This window comes from Pseudomonas sp. PDM26, from assembly GCF_019219185.1.
Classification (GTDB): Bacteria; Pseudomonadota; Gammaproteobacteria; order Pseudomonadales; family Pseudomonadaceae; genus Aquipseudomonas.
In genome coordinates, this window is sequence record NZ_JAHUWC010000002.1 from 375,220 (window position 1) to 390,362 (window position 15,143).

At 61.1% G+C, this 15,143-nt stretch carries 14 protein-coding genes; 2 read left to right on the plus strand and 12 right to left on the minus strand.

What is annotated here, in order from left to right:
* Nucleotides 1-61 precede the first annotated feature (61 nt).
* Both KW849_RS05665 and KW849_RS05670 read left to right on the plus strand, forming a co-directional pair.
* Entirely contained in the window at nucleotides 62-1,657 is a 1,596-nt protein-coding gene (locus KW849_RS05665) for an EAL domain-containing protein (RefSeq protein WP_218428476.1), read from the plus strand.
* A gap of 70 nt (nucleotides 1,658-1,727) precedes the next feature.
* Nucleotides 1,728-2,228 carry an outer membrane beta-barrel protein gene (locus KW849_RS05670; RefSeq protein WP_046037049.1) on the plus strand — a complete coding sequence of 167 codons (501 nt, stop codon included), beginning with the start codon at nucleotides 1,728-1,730 and terminating at the stop codon, nucleotides 2,226-2,228.
* 224 nt (nucleotides 2,229-2,452) lie between these two features.
* Here KW849_RS05670 and KW849_RS05675 read toward each other — a convergent pair whose 3' ends face one another.
* From KW849_RS05675 to KW849_RS05725, 12 genes are all read right to left on the minus strand, one after another.
* Entirely contained in the window at nucleotides 2,453-2,728 is a 276-nt protein-coding gene (locus KW849_RS05675) for a type II toxin-antitoxin system RelE/ParE family toxin (RefSeq protein ID WP_218428479.1), read from the minus strand.
* The gene (locus KW849_RS05680) at nucleotides 2,728-3,000 is read right to left on the minus strand and encodes a CopG family ribbon-helix-helix protein (RefSeq protein WP_108215763.1); all 273 of its coding nucleotides are present in this window, start codon (nucleotides 2,998-3,000) and stop codon (nucleotides 2,728-2,730) included. The genes KW849_RS05675 and KW849_RS05680 overlap by 1 nt, the downstream gene beginning before the upstream one ends.
* A gap of 143 nt (nucleotides 3,001-3,143) precedes the next feature.
* Entirely contained in the window at nucleotides 3,144-3,272 is a 129-nt protein-coding gene (locus KW849_RS31265; protein ID WP_256357116.1) for a hypothetical protein, read from the minus strand.
* 44 nt (nucleotides 3,273-3,316) lie between these two features.
* Nucleotides 3,317-4,927 carry a mechanosensitive ion channel family protein gene (locus tag KW849_RS05685; RefSeq protein WP_218428481.1) on the minus strand — a complete coding sequence of 537 codons (1,611 nt, stop codon included), beginning with the start codon at nucleotides 4,925-4,927 and terminating at the stop codon, nucleotides 3,317-3,319.
* A 310-nt stretch (nucleotides 4,928-5,237) separates the two neighbouring features.
* Nucleotides 5,238-5,693 (minus strand): YMGG-like glycine zipper-containing protein, encoded by a 456-nt coding sequence (locus tag KW849_RS05690; protein WP_218428483.1) that lies wholly within the window; start codon nucleotides 5,691-5,693, stop codon nucleotides 5,238-5,240.
* Nucleotides 5,694-5,967: 274 nt separating this feature from the next.
* Nucleotides 5,968-6,330 carry a DUF6124 family protein gene (locus tag KW849_RS05695; protein WP_218428485.1) on the minus strand — a complete coding sequence of 121 codons (363 nt, stop codon included), beginning with the start codon at nucleotides 6,328-6,330 and terminating at the stop codon, nucleotides 5,968-5,970.
* A gap of 494 nt (nucleotides 6,331-6,824) precedes the next feature.
* On the minus strand, nucleotides 6,825-7,535 hold the full coding sequence (locus KW849_RS05700; protein ID WP_218428487.1) for an NAD(P)H-dependent oxidoreductase: 711 nt from the start codon (nucleotides 7,533-7,535) through the stop codon (nucleotides 6,825-6,827).
* Nucleotides 7,536-7,614: 79 nt separating this feature from the next.
* Nucleotides 7,615-9,030 carry an aldehyde dehydrogenase family protein gene (locus tag KW849_RS05705; protein ID WP_218428489.1) on the minus strand — a complete coding sequence of 472 codons (1,416 nt, stop codon included), beginning with the start codon at nucleotides 9,028-9,030 and terminating at the stop codon, nucleotides 7,615-7,617.
* The gene (locus tag KW849_RS05710; RefSeq protein ID WP_218428491.1) at nucleotides 9,023-10,213 is read right to left on the minus strand and encodes a pyridoxal phosphate-dependent aminotransferase; all 1,191 of its coding nucleotides are present in this window, start codon (nucleotides 10,211-10,213) and stop codon (nucleotides 9,023-9,025) included. The genes KW849_RS05705 and KW849_RS05710 overlap by 8 nt, the downstream gene beginning before the upstream one ends.
* 24 nt (nucleotides 10,214-10,237) lie before the next feature.
* Nucleotides 10,238-11,845 (minus strand): 5-guanidino-2-oxopentanoate decarboxylase, encoded by a 1,608-nt coding sequence (locus KW849_RS05715; protein ID WP_218428739.1) that lies wholly within the window; start codon nucleotides 11,843-11,845, stop codon nucleotides 10,238-10,240.
* Between the two features lie 10 nt (nucleotides 11,846-11,855).
* The gene (locus KW849_RS05720) at nucleotides 11,856-13,955 is read right to left on the minus strand and encodes an acetate--CoA ligase family protein (RefSeq protein WP_218428493.1); all 2,100 of its coding nucleotides are present in this window, start codon (nucleotides 13,953-13,955) and stop codon (nucleotides 11,856-11,858) included.
* An 18-nt stretch (nucleotides 13,956-13,973) separates the two neighbouring features.
* Complete coding sequence (locus KW849_RS05725) at nucleotides 13,974-15,134, minus strand: acyl-CoA dehydrogenase family protein (RefSeq protein ID WP_108215771.1); 1,161 nt, start codon at nucleotides 15,132-15,134, stop codon at nucleotides 13,974-13,976.
* Nucleotides 15,135-15,143 lie beyond the last annotated feature (9 nt).

Genomic DNA, 15,143 nt, shown 5'->3' on the forward strand with positions numbered 1-15,143 from the left:
AAGACGTTTAATCCGCGACTACAGGGCGCACAGTGAAATATTGATACCTCGGGGTTTTTCGATGATTGCCGCATATAAAGCGTTACCTGGAAGGCACGCAGTCACTGTATGCCTGATTGCTGCGACGTGCTGGGCTGCATGGTTCTGTGCTGGAGGACTGGCTGAGCAATTCATCGCTCGGAAGTTGAATAACGTTTATGCCGATCTGCGTGCGGCTCAAGTAGAACCTAATGCGCAGATCGACAAAGTATTGGAAACCCTCGGCGATCTCGATCGTTCGGGCCAGGAATGCTCCGCCGAGCAATATTCACAACTGGCCGACCTGGTCAAGAACCTGCGATTTGTCGATCAAGCGGCAATCCAGTTGCCCAATGGCAAGATCTGCTCCTCCTACGGACAAGAACTCCCTTCAGTACTGGCAGGCAATGAGAAGCGCAAGTTCTCAATTGGAAGACGAACTTATTGGGTAGGATCCGGCCACGCAGCTTCTGCGGACACCGACTTCATCATTGTGTCGGAACAGTCAACCTACGTATGGGCAAACAAGAAGATCCTGCTCGACAACTTGAAGTTTCCCGAGGACCTGCAACTGGACCTGATCGGCCCCGGCGGCGCAGTGCCCATTGCCTCCACGGGCCCTCGGCCGCTGACGATGCGCAAGCCCTTCCACCTTGAAGAGCTGGTTACCTCGGCAGACAAGGTCCTGATCGCCTTCGCGGGCAACCGAAATGAACTGATCTCGGTCATTTCTCTTCCGTTGAGCTACCTGACAAGTCTCAAATTCAAATTATTCATTGGCCTTGCGGGCGTGTTCGCAACGCTGCTCTTGCTCGCAATGTGTGTTCAACGACATTACACCTCTACCGCCGTACGACTTCGCAATGCCATGAAAGCCAACACGCTGGGTGTTCACTACCAGCCTATCGTTAACTTGACGACGGGCTATCTGGTGGGCGCCGAAGCACTTTCTCACTGGAGCGACAACGGCACCCTAGTGCCTGCGGATGTTTTCATTCCAGTGGCGGAGAAGTCTGACTTGATCCGCAAACTGACGCGCTCGGTGATTCGACAAGTGGCGGTGGATTACAGCACCTACCTTTGGGCGTGCAAGGACTTCTACATTACGGTCAATCTTTGCGCCCAGGATATTCAGGACCCGAGCTTCCCGGACTATGTGGCCAGCGTGCTGGCAACCTACAACATGCCTGTGTCCGCCATGGCCTTTGAAATCACCGAAAGGACGATGCTCGATCAGAAGCCTGCCGCCATGCAATTGCGACGGCTTCGTGCGTGCGGACATCGCATTGCCGTGGACGACTTCGGTATCGGCTATTCCAACCTCTCGCTTCTGGATTCGGTGCCTTTCGACATTCTGAAAATAGATCGCTCATTCATTGCAGACGACAAGATCGCTGCCGAGGATGCCTTGTGGCGACACATTGCCCGGTTGGCCAAATCGCTAAGACTCAAGGTCGTGGCCGAAGGCGTCGAGACTCAGGAGCAACTGCCGCATCTGGTTTCGGAGGGCGTTGTATTGGCGCAAGGCTGGTTGTTCTGCAAAGCACTGCCTGTTCAAGCACTGGCAAGACGCTACTTTCAATGCCCGGCAAACATCCCGCCTCACGACGCAAAAATATCAATCAATGACTTCTATTAACCCCTCACGGCCCCTCAAATGCTCGCCGAACCCTAACACCTGACAAACCTGTACAAGGACTCCACCACACATGCTACTTCGAAACCTTGGCTTCGCTTCACTGCTATCGTTGCTGTCTTTTCAGGCGCTCGCCGATGACAAAGGTTTATATCTTGGAGCTGGCGTAAGCAGCATACAGACCGACGAATCCAGACTGGACGACGACGACACCAGCTACAAGGTTTATGCCGGGTATCGCGTCAATAGTTACCTGGCCTTCGAGGGGGCCTACGTCGATCTCGGTCAATTCAAGGACAAGAATGTCGATTTCGAAGGCAAATCGGCCCAGGCTGCCGCCCATGTCGGCTTTCCCCTGGGCGATCGGATGCGGGTATTCGGCAGTGTCGGTGCTCACGCCTGGGACGCCGACGGCAATGCCACCGACGACGATACCGGGGTTGACCTGACCTACGGTGTGGGCCTTGAGGTCGATGTCTTTCGCAACATCGGCCTGCGCGCTGAGTACGAAGTCCTGGAGGTCGGCGAGATCGACCTGAACCAGACAACCGCATCCGCCTATATGCTTTTTTAACACCGCTACAACTGAGCGGCCTTGCAGGTCGCTCAACGCCCTTTTCGCAACGCCCTTCCCCCGCCCTGCCTGCCCCCGCGATTACTTTTTGCCACCCGACATCCTGACAGACCACCCCGCTCAATGGCCCAGTGCTGGAGATCGGCAGCCCCCGCGCCAGTCAACTGATGAGGGAAAGTGGTTTTTGAAGGCAGGACCTGAGATTCGTCCCTTGCTTGCAGGCGCTATCGATGCTCGCGTGTATGCCACAAGCGCAGCAGATAGATCGTTGAACGCTGAATTTCATATCGAAGTTCATAGTGGCCGATCAGAATTCGCCGCACATCCCGCGGGTCGAACTCATCCAGACGCTCTCCAATGCGCGGGTTGGTTAGCAAAGTGCCTGGAGCAGCAATCAGCTGTTGAACCGTATGGACAGCGGCAGGTTGATTGACGGTGGCTAGAAACTCGTACAAACGGGCTACATCAGAAAGCGCCTTGCCAGTCCACTTCAACTCCATCAGCGCGGCACCGGTAACGGAGATTCTGTGCTGAGACTTTCGGCCCATGCCTGGACAGCCTGATGGTCGATAACACGACCGGCATCCACATCGGCCAAGGCTTCACGGGTCAGGCGACTGCGTTCTTCTTCCTGATCCAGCCACGCCGACAGGGCCTGCTTGACGATCCAGTTTCTAGAGCGATCCAGACGCTCAGCGAGCTGATCAACCCGTTCGGCCAGGTCAACCGGGACGTGTGCCGTCACTGAGCGGGTTTTGACGGTAGTAGCCATGATATTTGCTCCAGTGCCACGAGATGCAGCGGACACCTGTTAACGTGATTTAAATTGCTTCAATAAGAAGCAGATTAAATCACATCTGATAACTCCGAATCGTCAAGCACGATAGATGGTCATCGTGCATCGCATGCGTTCCACTAACCCGCCACCATAAACACAACGATCCGCCCACAAACCGCCAGCAACACATTGGAAATCGCATAACACACAGTAAAACCAGGCACCGGGGTGTTGCTGCCGGACTGCTCGATGATCTTGTTCAGCATGCAGCCCAAACTCGATCACGGTGTGAACTCCGTTTCAGGCGAAATCAGGGTTCCTTCGGTTCTTCTGCGGGGGCCGGGTACCACTTGTCCTTGGGCACCCATTTCTCTTGTTGCGGATCGCCCAGGTAGTGCGGCGACATGATCTGCACGCCGTATTCGTTGAACACATCCTGGATGTTGGCGTGCAGCATGCTCAGCAGCACGGCACGTGGCCGTGGCTGGCTGGGGATGGCTTGAGCCACCAACCGGTACTCGGGGTAGAAATCCGACAATGCCGTTTGAAACACCTGCGCCGGCGGTATTTCGAGGATGCCGGGTGTCCGCCTGGCGGCCTCCAGCAACATGCCTTCGACCTGCCGCCACGGTGTGTCATAGCCAATGGTGACTACGGTATCGACCACATAACCGGGGCCTTGTACAACCCGTGAATAGTTCTTGGTGACCGTGCCGGTGATCATCGAGTTGGGCAAGGTCAGCACTTCGCCCAGACCGGTACGAATGCTTGTGGTGAACATGCCCAGTTCAGTGACCGTCCCTTCGTGCTCGCCAATGCGTACGAATTCACCGGGACGCAGGGTTCGGGTGTACGTCAGGATCAATCCGGCCGCCGCCTGGCCGACTACGCTGGACGCGCCCAGCGAGATCATCAGGCCGACCAACACCGACAAGCCTTTGAACGCATCGGTACCAGCGCCCGGCAAGTAGGGATAAGCCATGGCCAGGGCAAACAGCCAGATCGCCAGCGACGTCAGGCGTTGGGTAGGCTGCAGGGTTTCGCGGTTCAGCCAGCTGAAGGTGCCGGGCGTGGCCATGCGCCGAAGTATCCGGCGAGCGAACGCTGTCGCACCCCGTGCAATGAAAAAGATCGCCAGTGCCACGCCCAGCCCGGGGACGGCCCCGAGAACGCCTTGCAGCAAATAGTCGGCGACTTCCAGCAGATAGTCGTTAAGGCTTTCACCCCAGGGCCGGGTATAGGGAAAGCGCGACAGGACGAACCCCAGCCACTCGTACGTGAGCAATAACACGATGGCCCAGAGCAGCCATTCCAGCACGCGGCTGACCACTGGATAAAGGAAGTTGGCGTCGATCAACGGAACCCGCCCGACCTTCAGGGCCTGGGTGTGCCGGTGCATCAGTTCGGGCAGTTTCTTCAGCACTCTGCGCCGCAGGTATGACATGCCGAACAGCAGCGCAATGTAAATGCCGGTAGCGAGCAGCGCGGCGATCACGGAGCGCAGGATCAAGCGCAGGCTGCGGGCTTCCCGGGTTTCGGCCACCGCCTGGCGCAGCTTTTCAGCTGCGGCTTCGGCGGCCTGCTGCACCGAGTCATATTCGGTCTCGTCGAAATCCTTGGGCGAAACGATAAAGGCGCGCCGGCTACCCAGCAGCACCATGTAGCTTTTCATGATCGGGTCGAGGGTGACATTGAGGTCGTCCGTATCATCCAGCGCCTCACCGATCACCGCTTTCGCCCGTTTGACCCGCGCGGCCGGGGCTTCACCGAGGAGGGTCGCGCGAAACACCATGATGCTGCGGTTGGCCACTTTCAATTCAACGGGAGCTTCAACCACTTTCGGTGCGTCTTCGGCCCACAATTGCGCCGACCCAAACATCCCGAAGACAGTAAACATTACAGCGAGCAGCCTGCTCCGCATGTGTCGGATCCTTACGTCACGAAATTCAGATCGAGGGTACGTATCGCAGCGTAGTTCACCGATGAACGGTTGTCAGATTGGAGCTGCAGGCCGTTTGCGCAGGGGTCTTTTCCCTCGATACAGTGCGCCGACACCAGCCCATGAAAGTGGCTCAAGCAGCAGAAAGCGCGTAATTAACCGGATTCAGAAAACACTGAGCCCCCTGTGGGAGCGAGCCTGCTCGCGATAGCGGTGGATCAGGCACCGGGATGCCGAATGTGCCGCCGCCTTCGCGAGCAGGCTCGCTCCCACAGTGTGTTTCGTACCTGACTCAAGGGTTGACCTGGTAACCCTTGCCCTGCAAACAACTGCTGTAGGCCGACGTGGTGTTCGCCTGCGTGGTTTTCGATTGCTCCCGGCGTTCCTGACGCTGGCGTGAACCACCGACGACCATACCGGCCGCGGCGGTTTCCTTGGCGCGGTCCTGGCGGACGTTCTGTTTCACGTCACTGTCGACACGATCATCAAACGCTTCGTGCTGATTACTGCGCACACCAGACGCCACGGCGCCGGCAGCAGCCCCCGCTGCCGCCCCTTTGACCCGCCCGCCCGATGGCGTCGAAGACGTCGATGCAGCCTGACTGTTGGCGATGCTCTGGCATTCCGACATATCTGCCTGGGTTTGTTGCGAACTCTGCCCTTTCATCGGCACCACCGATTGCGCCCATCCCGGGCTACTCAAAATCGACAATGCGAGACACAGGCTGACCGGTGAAAACCTTTTCATGATGACCTCCGACAGGCTTGCCACAACGGGCAAGCCTTTGGGTCGACTGGCGGCGGCAAGCGACGCCATGCGTCGCCTGCCGATCGGGTGGAGCAACTGAAAAGTGTAGTTCAACGGCCCCTCAGAGAAAGACTTCCGAACAAGCGGTTGGAGTTGTGTAGGAGCGAGCCTGCTCGCGATGGCGGCGTGTCAGACAAAATAGACGTCGACTGACACTACGCAATCGCGAGCAGGCTCGCTCCTACAGGTCTATCGGTGATCTGGAGATTTGTAGTTATTCCGTCGGATCGAGTTGATCCAGCGCCCGGTTCACCGCCAGCTCGCCGAGCATGATCACCTGCGCAATGCCCAGCAGCGCATTGCGGCTGGTTCCTTGCAGATGATCCACCAGATCGTTGGCCATGACATTGGCCGACGCCAGAGATTCACAGGCATGCACCAGTAAGGTTTCGACATTGAGTTCGGGATTGACGATGAACATGGAGCTGGGTTTTCGCGGCGTGGCCATGATGCCGGGGCCGGGGTTGAGGTAATGATCGAGGGCGCGCTCGGCGGCTTCGTGGAGTTTTTGGGAGTCGAGGTTTTCGTACGGGGATGCGGGATCGGTGTCCGGCGGGTTGGGTGTGACTTTGAACATGGAATGGACCTCTAGCGCGAATAATAAGGAACCATCACCCTCGCTACCAAACGAAGGGTGGCGGCCACACGCGGGTTGGTAGACCGGTCGCACTAGAACCCGGCGCCCGCAAGGGACCCCGCGCATGGCCACCATATAAGACACAGCCCAAAAAATGACTGCATTAAGGTGACGCAATGCGCCTAGAACGAAGACGGGCTACCAAACCCGATCGCTGCTGTTTGCAGCGACCGGCAAACGATAGAACCCGGCTCCAAGACGCACAAGCCGGCGGATTCTGGCGTAGCTGTAGGCAATGACGCAAGCCGTTGTAGCTTGCCAGACGTAACGCTGACACCCGCTAAACAACCTCTTAAACACCCCCAAATAGGACAGCCAACACAAAGAACTGTAGGAGCGAGCCTGCTCGCGATGAGGGCGTGTCAGTCAACATCTTGCTTACTGACCCACCGCTATCGCGAGCAGGCTCGCTCCTACAGGGTATGAGGTGTCAGTCAGGCATTGGTGGTCAGTGGATAGAGCTTGTCATCGAACTGCGCCAACTTCGGAAATACCAGTGGTTGGTCGTCGCTCAAGTGCTGCAAACGCTGGCTGTAATCAACCAAAAATTGCTGGCGCGCCTCGTCACTGATGTACGGCACATGCCAGGCCACGAACGGTTCCAGCACATCGAACCCGACATAAGCCAAAGTCCCACGCAGGATCGGCCGCAGCATGTCCTCCAGCGGGCCATGAATCGCGCCTTCGCCGAACATGTGTTCGCGCCCGCCCAGGGTCACGGTCACCAGTGCCTTCTTCCCAGCCAATCCGCCCTGATCGTAAAAGCGTTTGCCGCCATAGCAGATGCCGGACACCAGCACCCGGTCGATCCAGCCCTTGAGCATCGCCGGGGCGGAGAACCAGAAGATCGGGAAGTTGAGGATCAGCAGGTCGGCCCACAGCAGCTTGTCCAGCTCAGCCTGAATGTCCGCCGCCAGCGACTGGCTCTTCACGCCCAGACGTTGCTCCAGGGCATAGACCAGGTACTCCGGGTTTTCCCGATTCGAGAAATCCGCGTCGCTGGCCACGGGGTTCCAGTTCATTTTGTACAGGTCGCTGACCTGCACTTCATGGCCCTGGGCTTCGAGGGTGGCGACAGCCTGGTCCCGCAGGGCGGCGGTGAAGGATTGCGGTTCCGGGTGGGCGTGGACGATCAGTACATTCATGGTGATTCCTTAGACTTTTTACAGCGTATCGATTGAAGGTGTGGAGCAGTGGGTGATGAACAGTTCGAGTCGCCAACCGTCACACCTGGATCGCCTTCACTTCGACGAACTCATTCAGCCCCTCCTCACCCCATTCGCGACCGTTGCCCGACTGTTTGTAGCCACCAAACGGCGCCTGATAATTGAATGCCGCGCCGTTGAGGAAGCACTGGCCTGCACGCAGTTGGCGACCCAAATGCAAGGCGTGCTCGACACTGCCGGCCCAGACGCCGCTGGACAAGCCGAACGGCGAGTCGTTGGCGATCTGGATCGCTTGCGCCTCATCGGTGTAGGGAATCAGGCACAGCACCGGGCCGAAGATTTCTTCCTGGGCAATGCGCATGCGGTTGTCGACATCGGCGAACAGCGTCGGGCTGACATAGAAGCCGCGCTCGAACATCGATGGCGTGTCACCTCCGCACAGCAGCCGTGCGCCTTCCTGCTGGCCGACCTTGATGTAATCGAGCACGGTGCGTTTTTGCCCGGCTGAACACATCGGACCGAGGAAACTTTGCGGGTCGAGGGGATCGCCCATACGCAGGCTCAGGGTTTCGGCGAGCGCCAGTTCGACGGCCTCGGCGTAGCGGCTGGCCGGCAGCAGCATGCGCGTCAGCGCGGTGCAGGTCTGGCCGGAGTTGATCATCACGTCCTGCACGCCGTAGCGCACAGCCGCTGCCAGATCGGCATCCTCGGCGATCAGCAGCGGCGACTTGCCGCCCAGTTCCAGGCACACGCGCTTGACCGATGGCGCCGCCGCCTGCGCGACGCGAACGCCGGCGCCGGTGGAACCGGTGAACGACACCATGTCCACGTCCGGGTGCTTGGCCAGCGCTTCGCCGACTTTCGAGCCCGGGCCGCTGACCAGGTTGAACACCCCGGCCGGCAGGCCGATGTCCTCGATCATCTGCGCCAGCAGGAAGGCATGCAGAGGGGTTTCCTGGCTCGGCTTGACCACCACGGTGCAACCGGCGGCCAGTGCCGGGGCCAGTTTGCCGATCAATTGATGCAGCGGGTAATTCCACGGGTTGATGAACGCGCAGACCCCCACCGCCTCGCGGATCACCAGCGAATTGCCGACTTCGCGCACCTCGTCCATGAGATGAGCGAGTTCGACGTACTGCTCAAGGCCGATGATCGGCCCATCGACCTGCACCGAACGGCACCATTGCACCGGCATGCCCAGTTCCGTGGTGATGACCGAGGCCATCTCGTCGGCACGATTGCGCAGTTGATCGGCCAGTGCCCGGATGTAACCGGCCCGCACGCTGGACGGCGTGCGCGACCATGAGGCGAAGGCCCGGCGTGCAGCCGCCACGGCATTTTCGACATCGAGTTCATCACCCAGCGGCACGCTGCCGCACACTTGCTCGGTGGCCGGGTTGATCACCTCGGCGATGCCCTGCCCCGAAGGTTTCTGCCAGCGACCATCAATAAACAACGCCTTGTGGTTAAGCATGAACCTGAACCTCCATCAGTTCTTGAGCACAACGGGCAATACGCTGGCAGGCATCGCGCAGCGGTTCGGCGCCGACCACCAGACCAAGGCGAATGTGCCCCGCCGCGCTCGGACCAAAGGCCTCGCCAGCCAATACCGACACACCGTGGCGATCCAGCAGACGGTCGGCAAACGCCTGGGCGCTGAGCCCGGTCTGGCGGATATCGAGCATCACGAACATCCCGCCATCGGGTTTCAACGGCCGCACGCCGGGGCAATCGGCCAGGCTGTCGCACACCAGATCGCGACGCTGGCGATAGGCTTCGCGCATGGCCACAAGTTCCGGCAGGTTGTTTTCCAGGGCTACCACGGCGGCGTCCTGAATGAAATCGGGCGAGCCGTAGAGCATGCACAACGCGAGGTTTTCCAGGTGCGCGGCCAGGGATGGCGGTGCCACCACCCAACCGACACGCCACCCGGTCATGGCGTGGGATTTCGACAGGCTGTTGAGGGTCGCGGTGCGCTCGGCCATGCCGGGCAGGCTCGCCGGGCTGACATGCTCGCCTTCGAACAGCAATTCGCTGTAGACCTCATCGGATATCAGCCACAGGTCGTGGGCGATGCACAACTCAGCCAAGGCGGCCCAGGTGCTGCGCGGCAAACTCGCGCCGGACGGGTTGTGCGGGCTGTTCAGTGCCAGTGCCCGGGTGCGCGGGGTGATGCGCGCGGCGACATCTTCGGGCAGTACGCGGAAACCGTTTTCCGAGCGCACGGGCACCGGCACCACCACGGCACCGCAAGCACCAAACACCGCTTCGTAGGTGACGTACATCGGTTCGGCGACGATCACCTCGTCACCGGGATTGAGCACGCATTGGGCCACGCTGAACAGCGCACATTGCGCCCCGGCCAGCACGGTGACCTGATCCGCCGAGACGGTTTGGCCGCTGCGCTGCTGATGACGTTTGGCAATGGCCTCACGCAGGGCACGCTTGCCGCGAACCTCGGCATAGTGAGTGTTGCCGCTACGCAGGCTGTCGATGGCGCCCTGCACGATGGGCTCTGGCGTGTCGAAATCCGGATCGCCCACGGACAACAGCAGAATGTCTTCGCCCTGCTCGCGCAGTGCCAGGGCGCGGTAGTGAATGTCCCACGCGGCGGCACCGTCGCCGGCGATTCGTTGAGTCAGATCGGAAAAGCGCATGGCTTCATCCCCTTAAAATGCAAATCACTGCGCACAGGCATGCTTGAGTTCGATCAGGGTCACGCCGTTACGCTTGAAGCCGTGGCGCAAGTCGGTCTGCAACTCGGCGAGACTTTGCGGCTGGGTCACGGTGCAGCCGAACGCACGAGCGAGGGCGGCGAAATCCGGGTTGCGCGGCAGCACGCCGATGGGCTCGATGTCCAGGCCGAGCATGTCGTCGCGAATCTGCCCCAAGGCGTCGTTGTTCCACAGCAGCACCACCAGCGGGCTGTCCAGTTCTTCAACAGCCGTGGCCAACTCCTGGGCGGTGTAGAGGAAACCACCATCACCCACCAGCACCAGGCCCGGCCGTTGCGGCGCGCCGAACTTGGCGCCGATGCCGGCCGGCAGGCCGTAACCCAAGGTGCCGTAGCCGGTCGGGTGCAGCCAACTGCGGATGGCCAGGCTGTCGAAGGCGTAGTTGCCGGTGTAGGCCAGTTGGGTCATGTCGGTGCTGATGAACGCGTTGTCCGGCAACTCCGCGGCGATACGGTCGAGGATCGATTGATGGATCGACTGCAACGGGCCATGGCTGGCCTTGACCGCTTCGCGCAGGGCCGCGACCGAGGCAGTGGCTGCGCCAGCGTCGCGTACGTCGGATGGCAGGCGCTCAAGCACTCCACTGAGGGTTTGTTGTGCATCGCCATGCAACGCCACCGCGCACGGATAAAAGTCGTTGAATTTGCGCGGGTCGATGTCGACGCGCAGCAGTTCGCCATTGAGTGGCAGTCGTTCACGCCAGTAGTCGGTGTCGGCCATTTCGGTGCCGACCGCCAGCACCACGTCGGCCTCGGCGATCAGCTTCCAGCCCGGCTCCACACACAGGGATGAACCGGCGTTGAGCGGCGCATCCGGCGGCAGCAGGCCCTTGCCGGCGACGCTGGTGAACAGCGGTGCAGCGAGCCGGGTGCTGATTTCCTGTAGCTGCGAAGTGGCGTTCAACGCACCGCCACCGGCAATGATCATTGGGCGTTTGGCAGCGTTGAGTTTGGCCACGGCTTGATCGATTGCGCTGGCGGATGCCGGGCCGCGACCCGGGCGGCGCACCACCTCGTTGCTCCAGTCACGGGTAATCGGCGCCGACAGCACGTCCAGCGGCACCGAGATGTGCACCGGGCGCGGGCGCTCGCTGTCGAACACCGCGTAGGCACGGGCGATCAGTTCCGGCAGGTCTTCGGCGGTCAGAGCCACTGCGGAAAACGCGGTGATCGGTGCGGTCATCGCCCGTTGATCCTGGCACTCGTGCAGGCTGCCCCAGCCCTTGCCGAGGCTGGCGCTGTGGTTGACGCTGGAAATCACCAGCATCGGAATCGAGTCGGCGTAGGCCTGGCCGATGCCGGTGGCGGCGTTGGTCACACCGGGGCCGGTGATGACGAAGCACACGCCGGGTTTGCCACTGACCCGGGCGTAGCCGTCGGCCATGAAACTGGCGCCCTGCTCATGGCGGGTCAGCACGTGGCGAATGCCGCTGCCGGGCAAGCCGCGATACAGCTCCAGGGTGTGTACGCCGGGGATACCGAACACGGTATCGACGCCGTAGTTGGCCAACAGACGCACCAGGGCCTGGCCACCGGTCAAGGTTTTGCTTTGCATATTCATGTCCTCACTCCTGGCCGAGGCGAATCAACGCATCGACCGCAGTTGTGCCCTGGGCACCGACCAACAATGGGTTCACATCGAGTTCCAGCAGATGTCCGGTGTTCTCGCAGGCGTAATCCGCCACGGCGCGGATCGCGCTCACCAACGCGTCCAGGTCAGCAGGCTCGCGACCACGGAAACCTTGCAGCAACGGTGCGCTGCGCAGGCTGAGCAAGGCATTGCGGATCGCGCCGTCAGTGGTCGGCAGCAACAGGCTGCGACTGTCCTTGAGCAACTCCACCAGAATGCCACCGGCACCGATCACCAGCGCGAGGCCGAAATCGTTTTCGCGCTTGATGCCGACAATCAGCTCAGCCAGTGGCGGCTTGGCCATGGGCTCCAGCAACACTTGATCGAAGGGTACGCCCAGGGCGTAAGCGGCAATGCTGGCGCGCATCTTCTCCAGTGCAGCGCTTAGCGCCGCGCCATCCTTGAGATTGAGCGCCACGGCGCCAGCCTCGGTCTTGTGCGGCAGCTGTGCGCTGACCGCTTTGAGTACCAGCGGATAGCCCAATGCATCGGCGTCCTTCAGGGCCATGTCCGGGGTGCTCAATACGCCGTTGGGCGTCGGCAGGCCAAAGGCTTTCAACGCCTGTTTGGAGTTCCACTCATTGAGCAAACGCCCCTCACCTTCCAATGCGCGCGGGCACAGCGGAACCAGTGCCGATTCGCCCAAAGCCAACAAGGCCTGGCGGTTGCGCTGATAACCGGCGATGCGACCCCACGCGGCCAAGCCATCTTCAACCCCCTGCAAGGCCGCGACACCTTCGGCGTGCAGACGCTCACGGGCATGGGCCGGCAGCAGTTCGGGGAAGGCGGAGGTGACAAAACCGGTCTTGCCGTGACGTTGCAGCGCCGCGCAGTACAACTGCAGCAGCAGGTCGCATTCCTTGCGCTCGCCGGTGAACTCCGCCGGGTAGTCGAGCACCAGCATCGCCGCGTCGACCTCGGTGCGCAGCGCACTGTCGAGCATGCGGTTTAAGGCTTCGCCGTCGCCCCAGATCGCCGTGGTGAAATCCAGCGGGTTGACCAGGTTGGCGTAGGTCGGCAGCACTTGCGCGAGTTCGCCGACCTGCCCTTGATCGAGTTTCGGCAGGCCCAGGTCGTTGCGTTCGGCGTAGTCGGCAATCAACCCGGCGTCGCCACCGGAGCAGGCCAGCGCGATCAGGCTGTTGCCTGCCGGCAGGTTGCCGCAGGCTGCGGCTTTCAAGGTTTCGACAAAACTCACCGGGCCGCTGACGCGGATCACCCCGAGACGGTCGAACAACGCGTCGTACAGCGCATCGGAGCCGGACAGCGAACTGGTGTGACTCAAGGCCAGTTCGGCGCCGATCTGCGATACGCCGGTTTTCAGGGCAATGATCGGGACGCCCTTCTCCAGTGCCTTGTGCGCGGCACGGGCAAAACCCGGCACGTTCTTCAGGCCTTCCAGATGCAGGCCGATGGCGGTGACGCGCGGCTCGTCGAGCAACGCGTCCATCAGTTCAGCGATACCCAGTTGCGCCTGATTGCCGACCGAGGCCATGTAGGCCACTGGCAGCGAACGGTCGCTCATGGACAGGTTGTAGGCGAAGTTGCCGCTCTGGGTCAGCACCGCCACGCCCTTTTCCACCGCTTTGCCGCCATGGGCCACCGGCCACAGCGCACAGCTGTGCAGGTAGTCGAGCAGGCCATAGCAGTTGGGACCGAGCAAGGCCATGGTGCCCGCGGCCTTGAGCAGTCGCTGTTGCAGGGCCTGGCCTTCGGCGCCGGTTTCGGCGAAGCCTGAGGCGTAGCAGATCGCGCCCCCCGCGCCGATAGCGGCCAGTTCGGCCACGCAGGTCAGGGTCAGTTCGCGGTTGGTGGCGATGAACACGGCGTCCGGGCCGCAAGGCAACTCGGCCACGCTGCGCACGCACGGCACACCTTCAAGGCTGTCGTGCTGCGGGTTGACCAGCCACATTTGCCCTTGGTAGCCGCCCTCGGCGCAACGCTTGAGGGCGCGGGCCATGCTGCGGCCGCCGACGAACGCCACGTGTTGCGGCGCGAGCATGCGTTTGAGGTTGTCACGAATGGTTTGGGACATGGGAATTCTCCGGGCCGATCAGCGCAACAGCGGCCGCAGCAGCTCGCGGGAAATGATGTGGCGCTGGATTTCCGAGGTGCCTTCCCAGATCCGCTCGATCCGTGCGTTACGCCAGATGCGCTCCACCGGACCTTCGTCCATCAGGCCCATGCCGCCGAAAATCTGCACCGCTTCATCGGCGGCACGACCGAGCACTTCACTGGCGAACAGCTTGGCCATGCCGGCCTCGCCATCGGTCATGGTGCCCTGGTCCATTTTCCAGGCGGTGTGCAGGGTCAGCAGTTCGGCGGCACGGATTTGCGTGGCCATGTCCGCAAGCTTGAACGACACGCCCTGGTAAGTGCCGATCGGCTGGCCGAATTGCTTGCGGTCCGCCGCCCATTGCAAGGACACGTCCAGTGCGCGCTGGGCCTGACCGACGCAGTTGGCCGCCACCATCACCCGCCCGGCAGTCAGCCAGGCGTTGGCCACCTCCCAACCCTTGCCGACTTCGCCCAGCACTTTGCTGGCCGGCACCCGGCAGTCGTCGAAGAACATTTCGAAGGTGTGGTAACCGCGGTTGCTCACGCATTTGGGCCCACGGCGAATGGTCATGCCCGGGGTGTTGCGGTCGACCAGGAACGAGGTCACGGCGTTACGCTTTTTGCCGTTGTGTTCGTAGGTGTCGGTCACGGCGAAGACGATGGCGAAATCGGCATGGCCGGCGTGGCTGATGAAATGCTTGCTGCCATTGAGAATGAAGTCGTCGCCTTCACGCACGGCGCGGGTCTTGATCGCATTGGCGTCGGAGCCGGCGCCCGGTTCGGTCAGGGCGAAGCAGTCGATCTTTTCACCCTGGATGCACGGCAACAGGTAGTCGTTGATCTGGTCGCCGGTGCAGGCCATGAGGATTTTCGACGGCCGCGCGACAAACACGTGCAGCGCCCAGGACACCTTGGACAGCTCACGTTCGATCAGCGCCTGGGACAGATAGTCCAGGCCACCACCGCCCACTTCTTCAGGCATGTTGAAGGCGTAGAAACCGGCGGCGATCGCCTTGCCGCGAATCTGCGCGGCCAGTTCCGGGGACACCTCGTCGGCGCGGTCGACCTGTTCTTCATAGGGCAGCAGTTCCTTCTCGACGAAGCTGCGTACCGAGTCCACCAACATTTCTTGTTCTTGGGTCAGTTGGAAATTCATGGTGCTACC

Coding starts and splice junctions, on each gene's coding strand:
- KW849_RS05665 (WP_218428476.1), top strand. CDS start 62: ATGATTGCCGCATATAAAGCGTTACCTGGAAGGCACGCAGTCACTGTA.
- KW849_RS05670 (WP_046037049.1), top strand. CDS start 1,728: ATGCTACTTCGAAACCTTGGCTTCGCTTCACTGCTATCGTTGCTGTCT.
- KW849_RS05675 (WP_218428479.1), bottom strand. CDS start 2,728: ATGGAGTTGAAGTGGACTGGCAAGGCGCTTTCTGATGTAGCCCGTTTG.
- KW849_RS05680 (WP_108215763.1), bottom strand. CDS start 3,000: ATGGCTACTACCGTCAAAACCCGCTCAGTGACGGCACACGTCCCGGTT.
- KW849_RS31265 (WP_256357116.1), bottom strand. CDS start 3,272: ATGCTGAACAAGATCATCGAGCAGTCCGGCAGCAACACCCCGGTGCCT.
- KW849_RS05685 (WP_218428481.1), bottom strand. CDS start 4,927: ATGCGGAGCAGGCTGCTCGCTGTAATGTTTACTGTCTTCGGGATGTTT.
- KW849_RS05690 (WP_218428483.1), bottom strand. CDS start 5,693: ATGAAAAGGTTTTCACCGGTCAGCCTGTGTCTCGCATTGTCGATTTTG.
- KW849_RS05695 (WP_218428485.1), bottom strand. CDS start 6,330: ATGTTCAAAGTCACACCCAACCCGCCGGACACCGATCCCGCATCCCCG.
- KW849_RS05700 (WP_218428487.1), bottom strand. CDS start 7,535: ATGAATGTACTGATCGTCCACGCCCACCCGGAACCGCAATCCTTCACC.
- KW849_RS05705 (WP_218428489.1), bottom strand. CDS start 9,030: ATGCTTAACCACAAGGCGTTGTTTATTGATGGTCGCTGGCAGAAACCT.
- KW849_RS05710 (WP_218428491.1), bottom strand. CDS start 10,213: ATGCGCTTTTCCGATCTGACTCAACGAATCGCCGGCGACGGTGCCGCC.
- KW849_RS05715 (WP_218428739.1), bottom strand. CDS start 11,845: ATGCAAAGCAAAACCTTGACCGGTGGCCAGGCCCTGGTGCGTCTGTTG.
- KW849_RS05720 (WP_218428493.1), bottom strand. CDS start 13,955: ATGTCCCAAACCATTCGTGACAACCTCAAACGCATGCTCGCGCCGCAA.
- KW849_RS05725 (WP_108215771.1), bottom strand. CDS start 15,134: ATGAATTTCCAACTGACCCAAGAACAAGAAATGTTGGTGGACTCGGTA.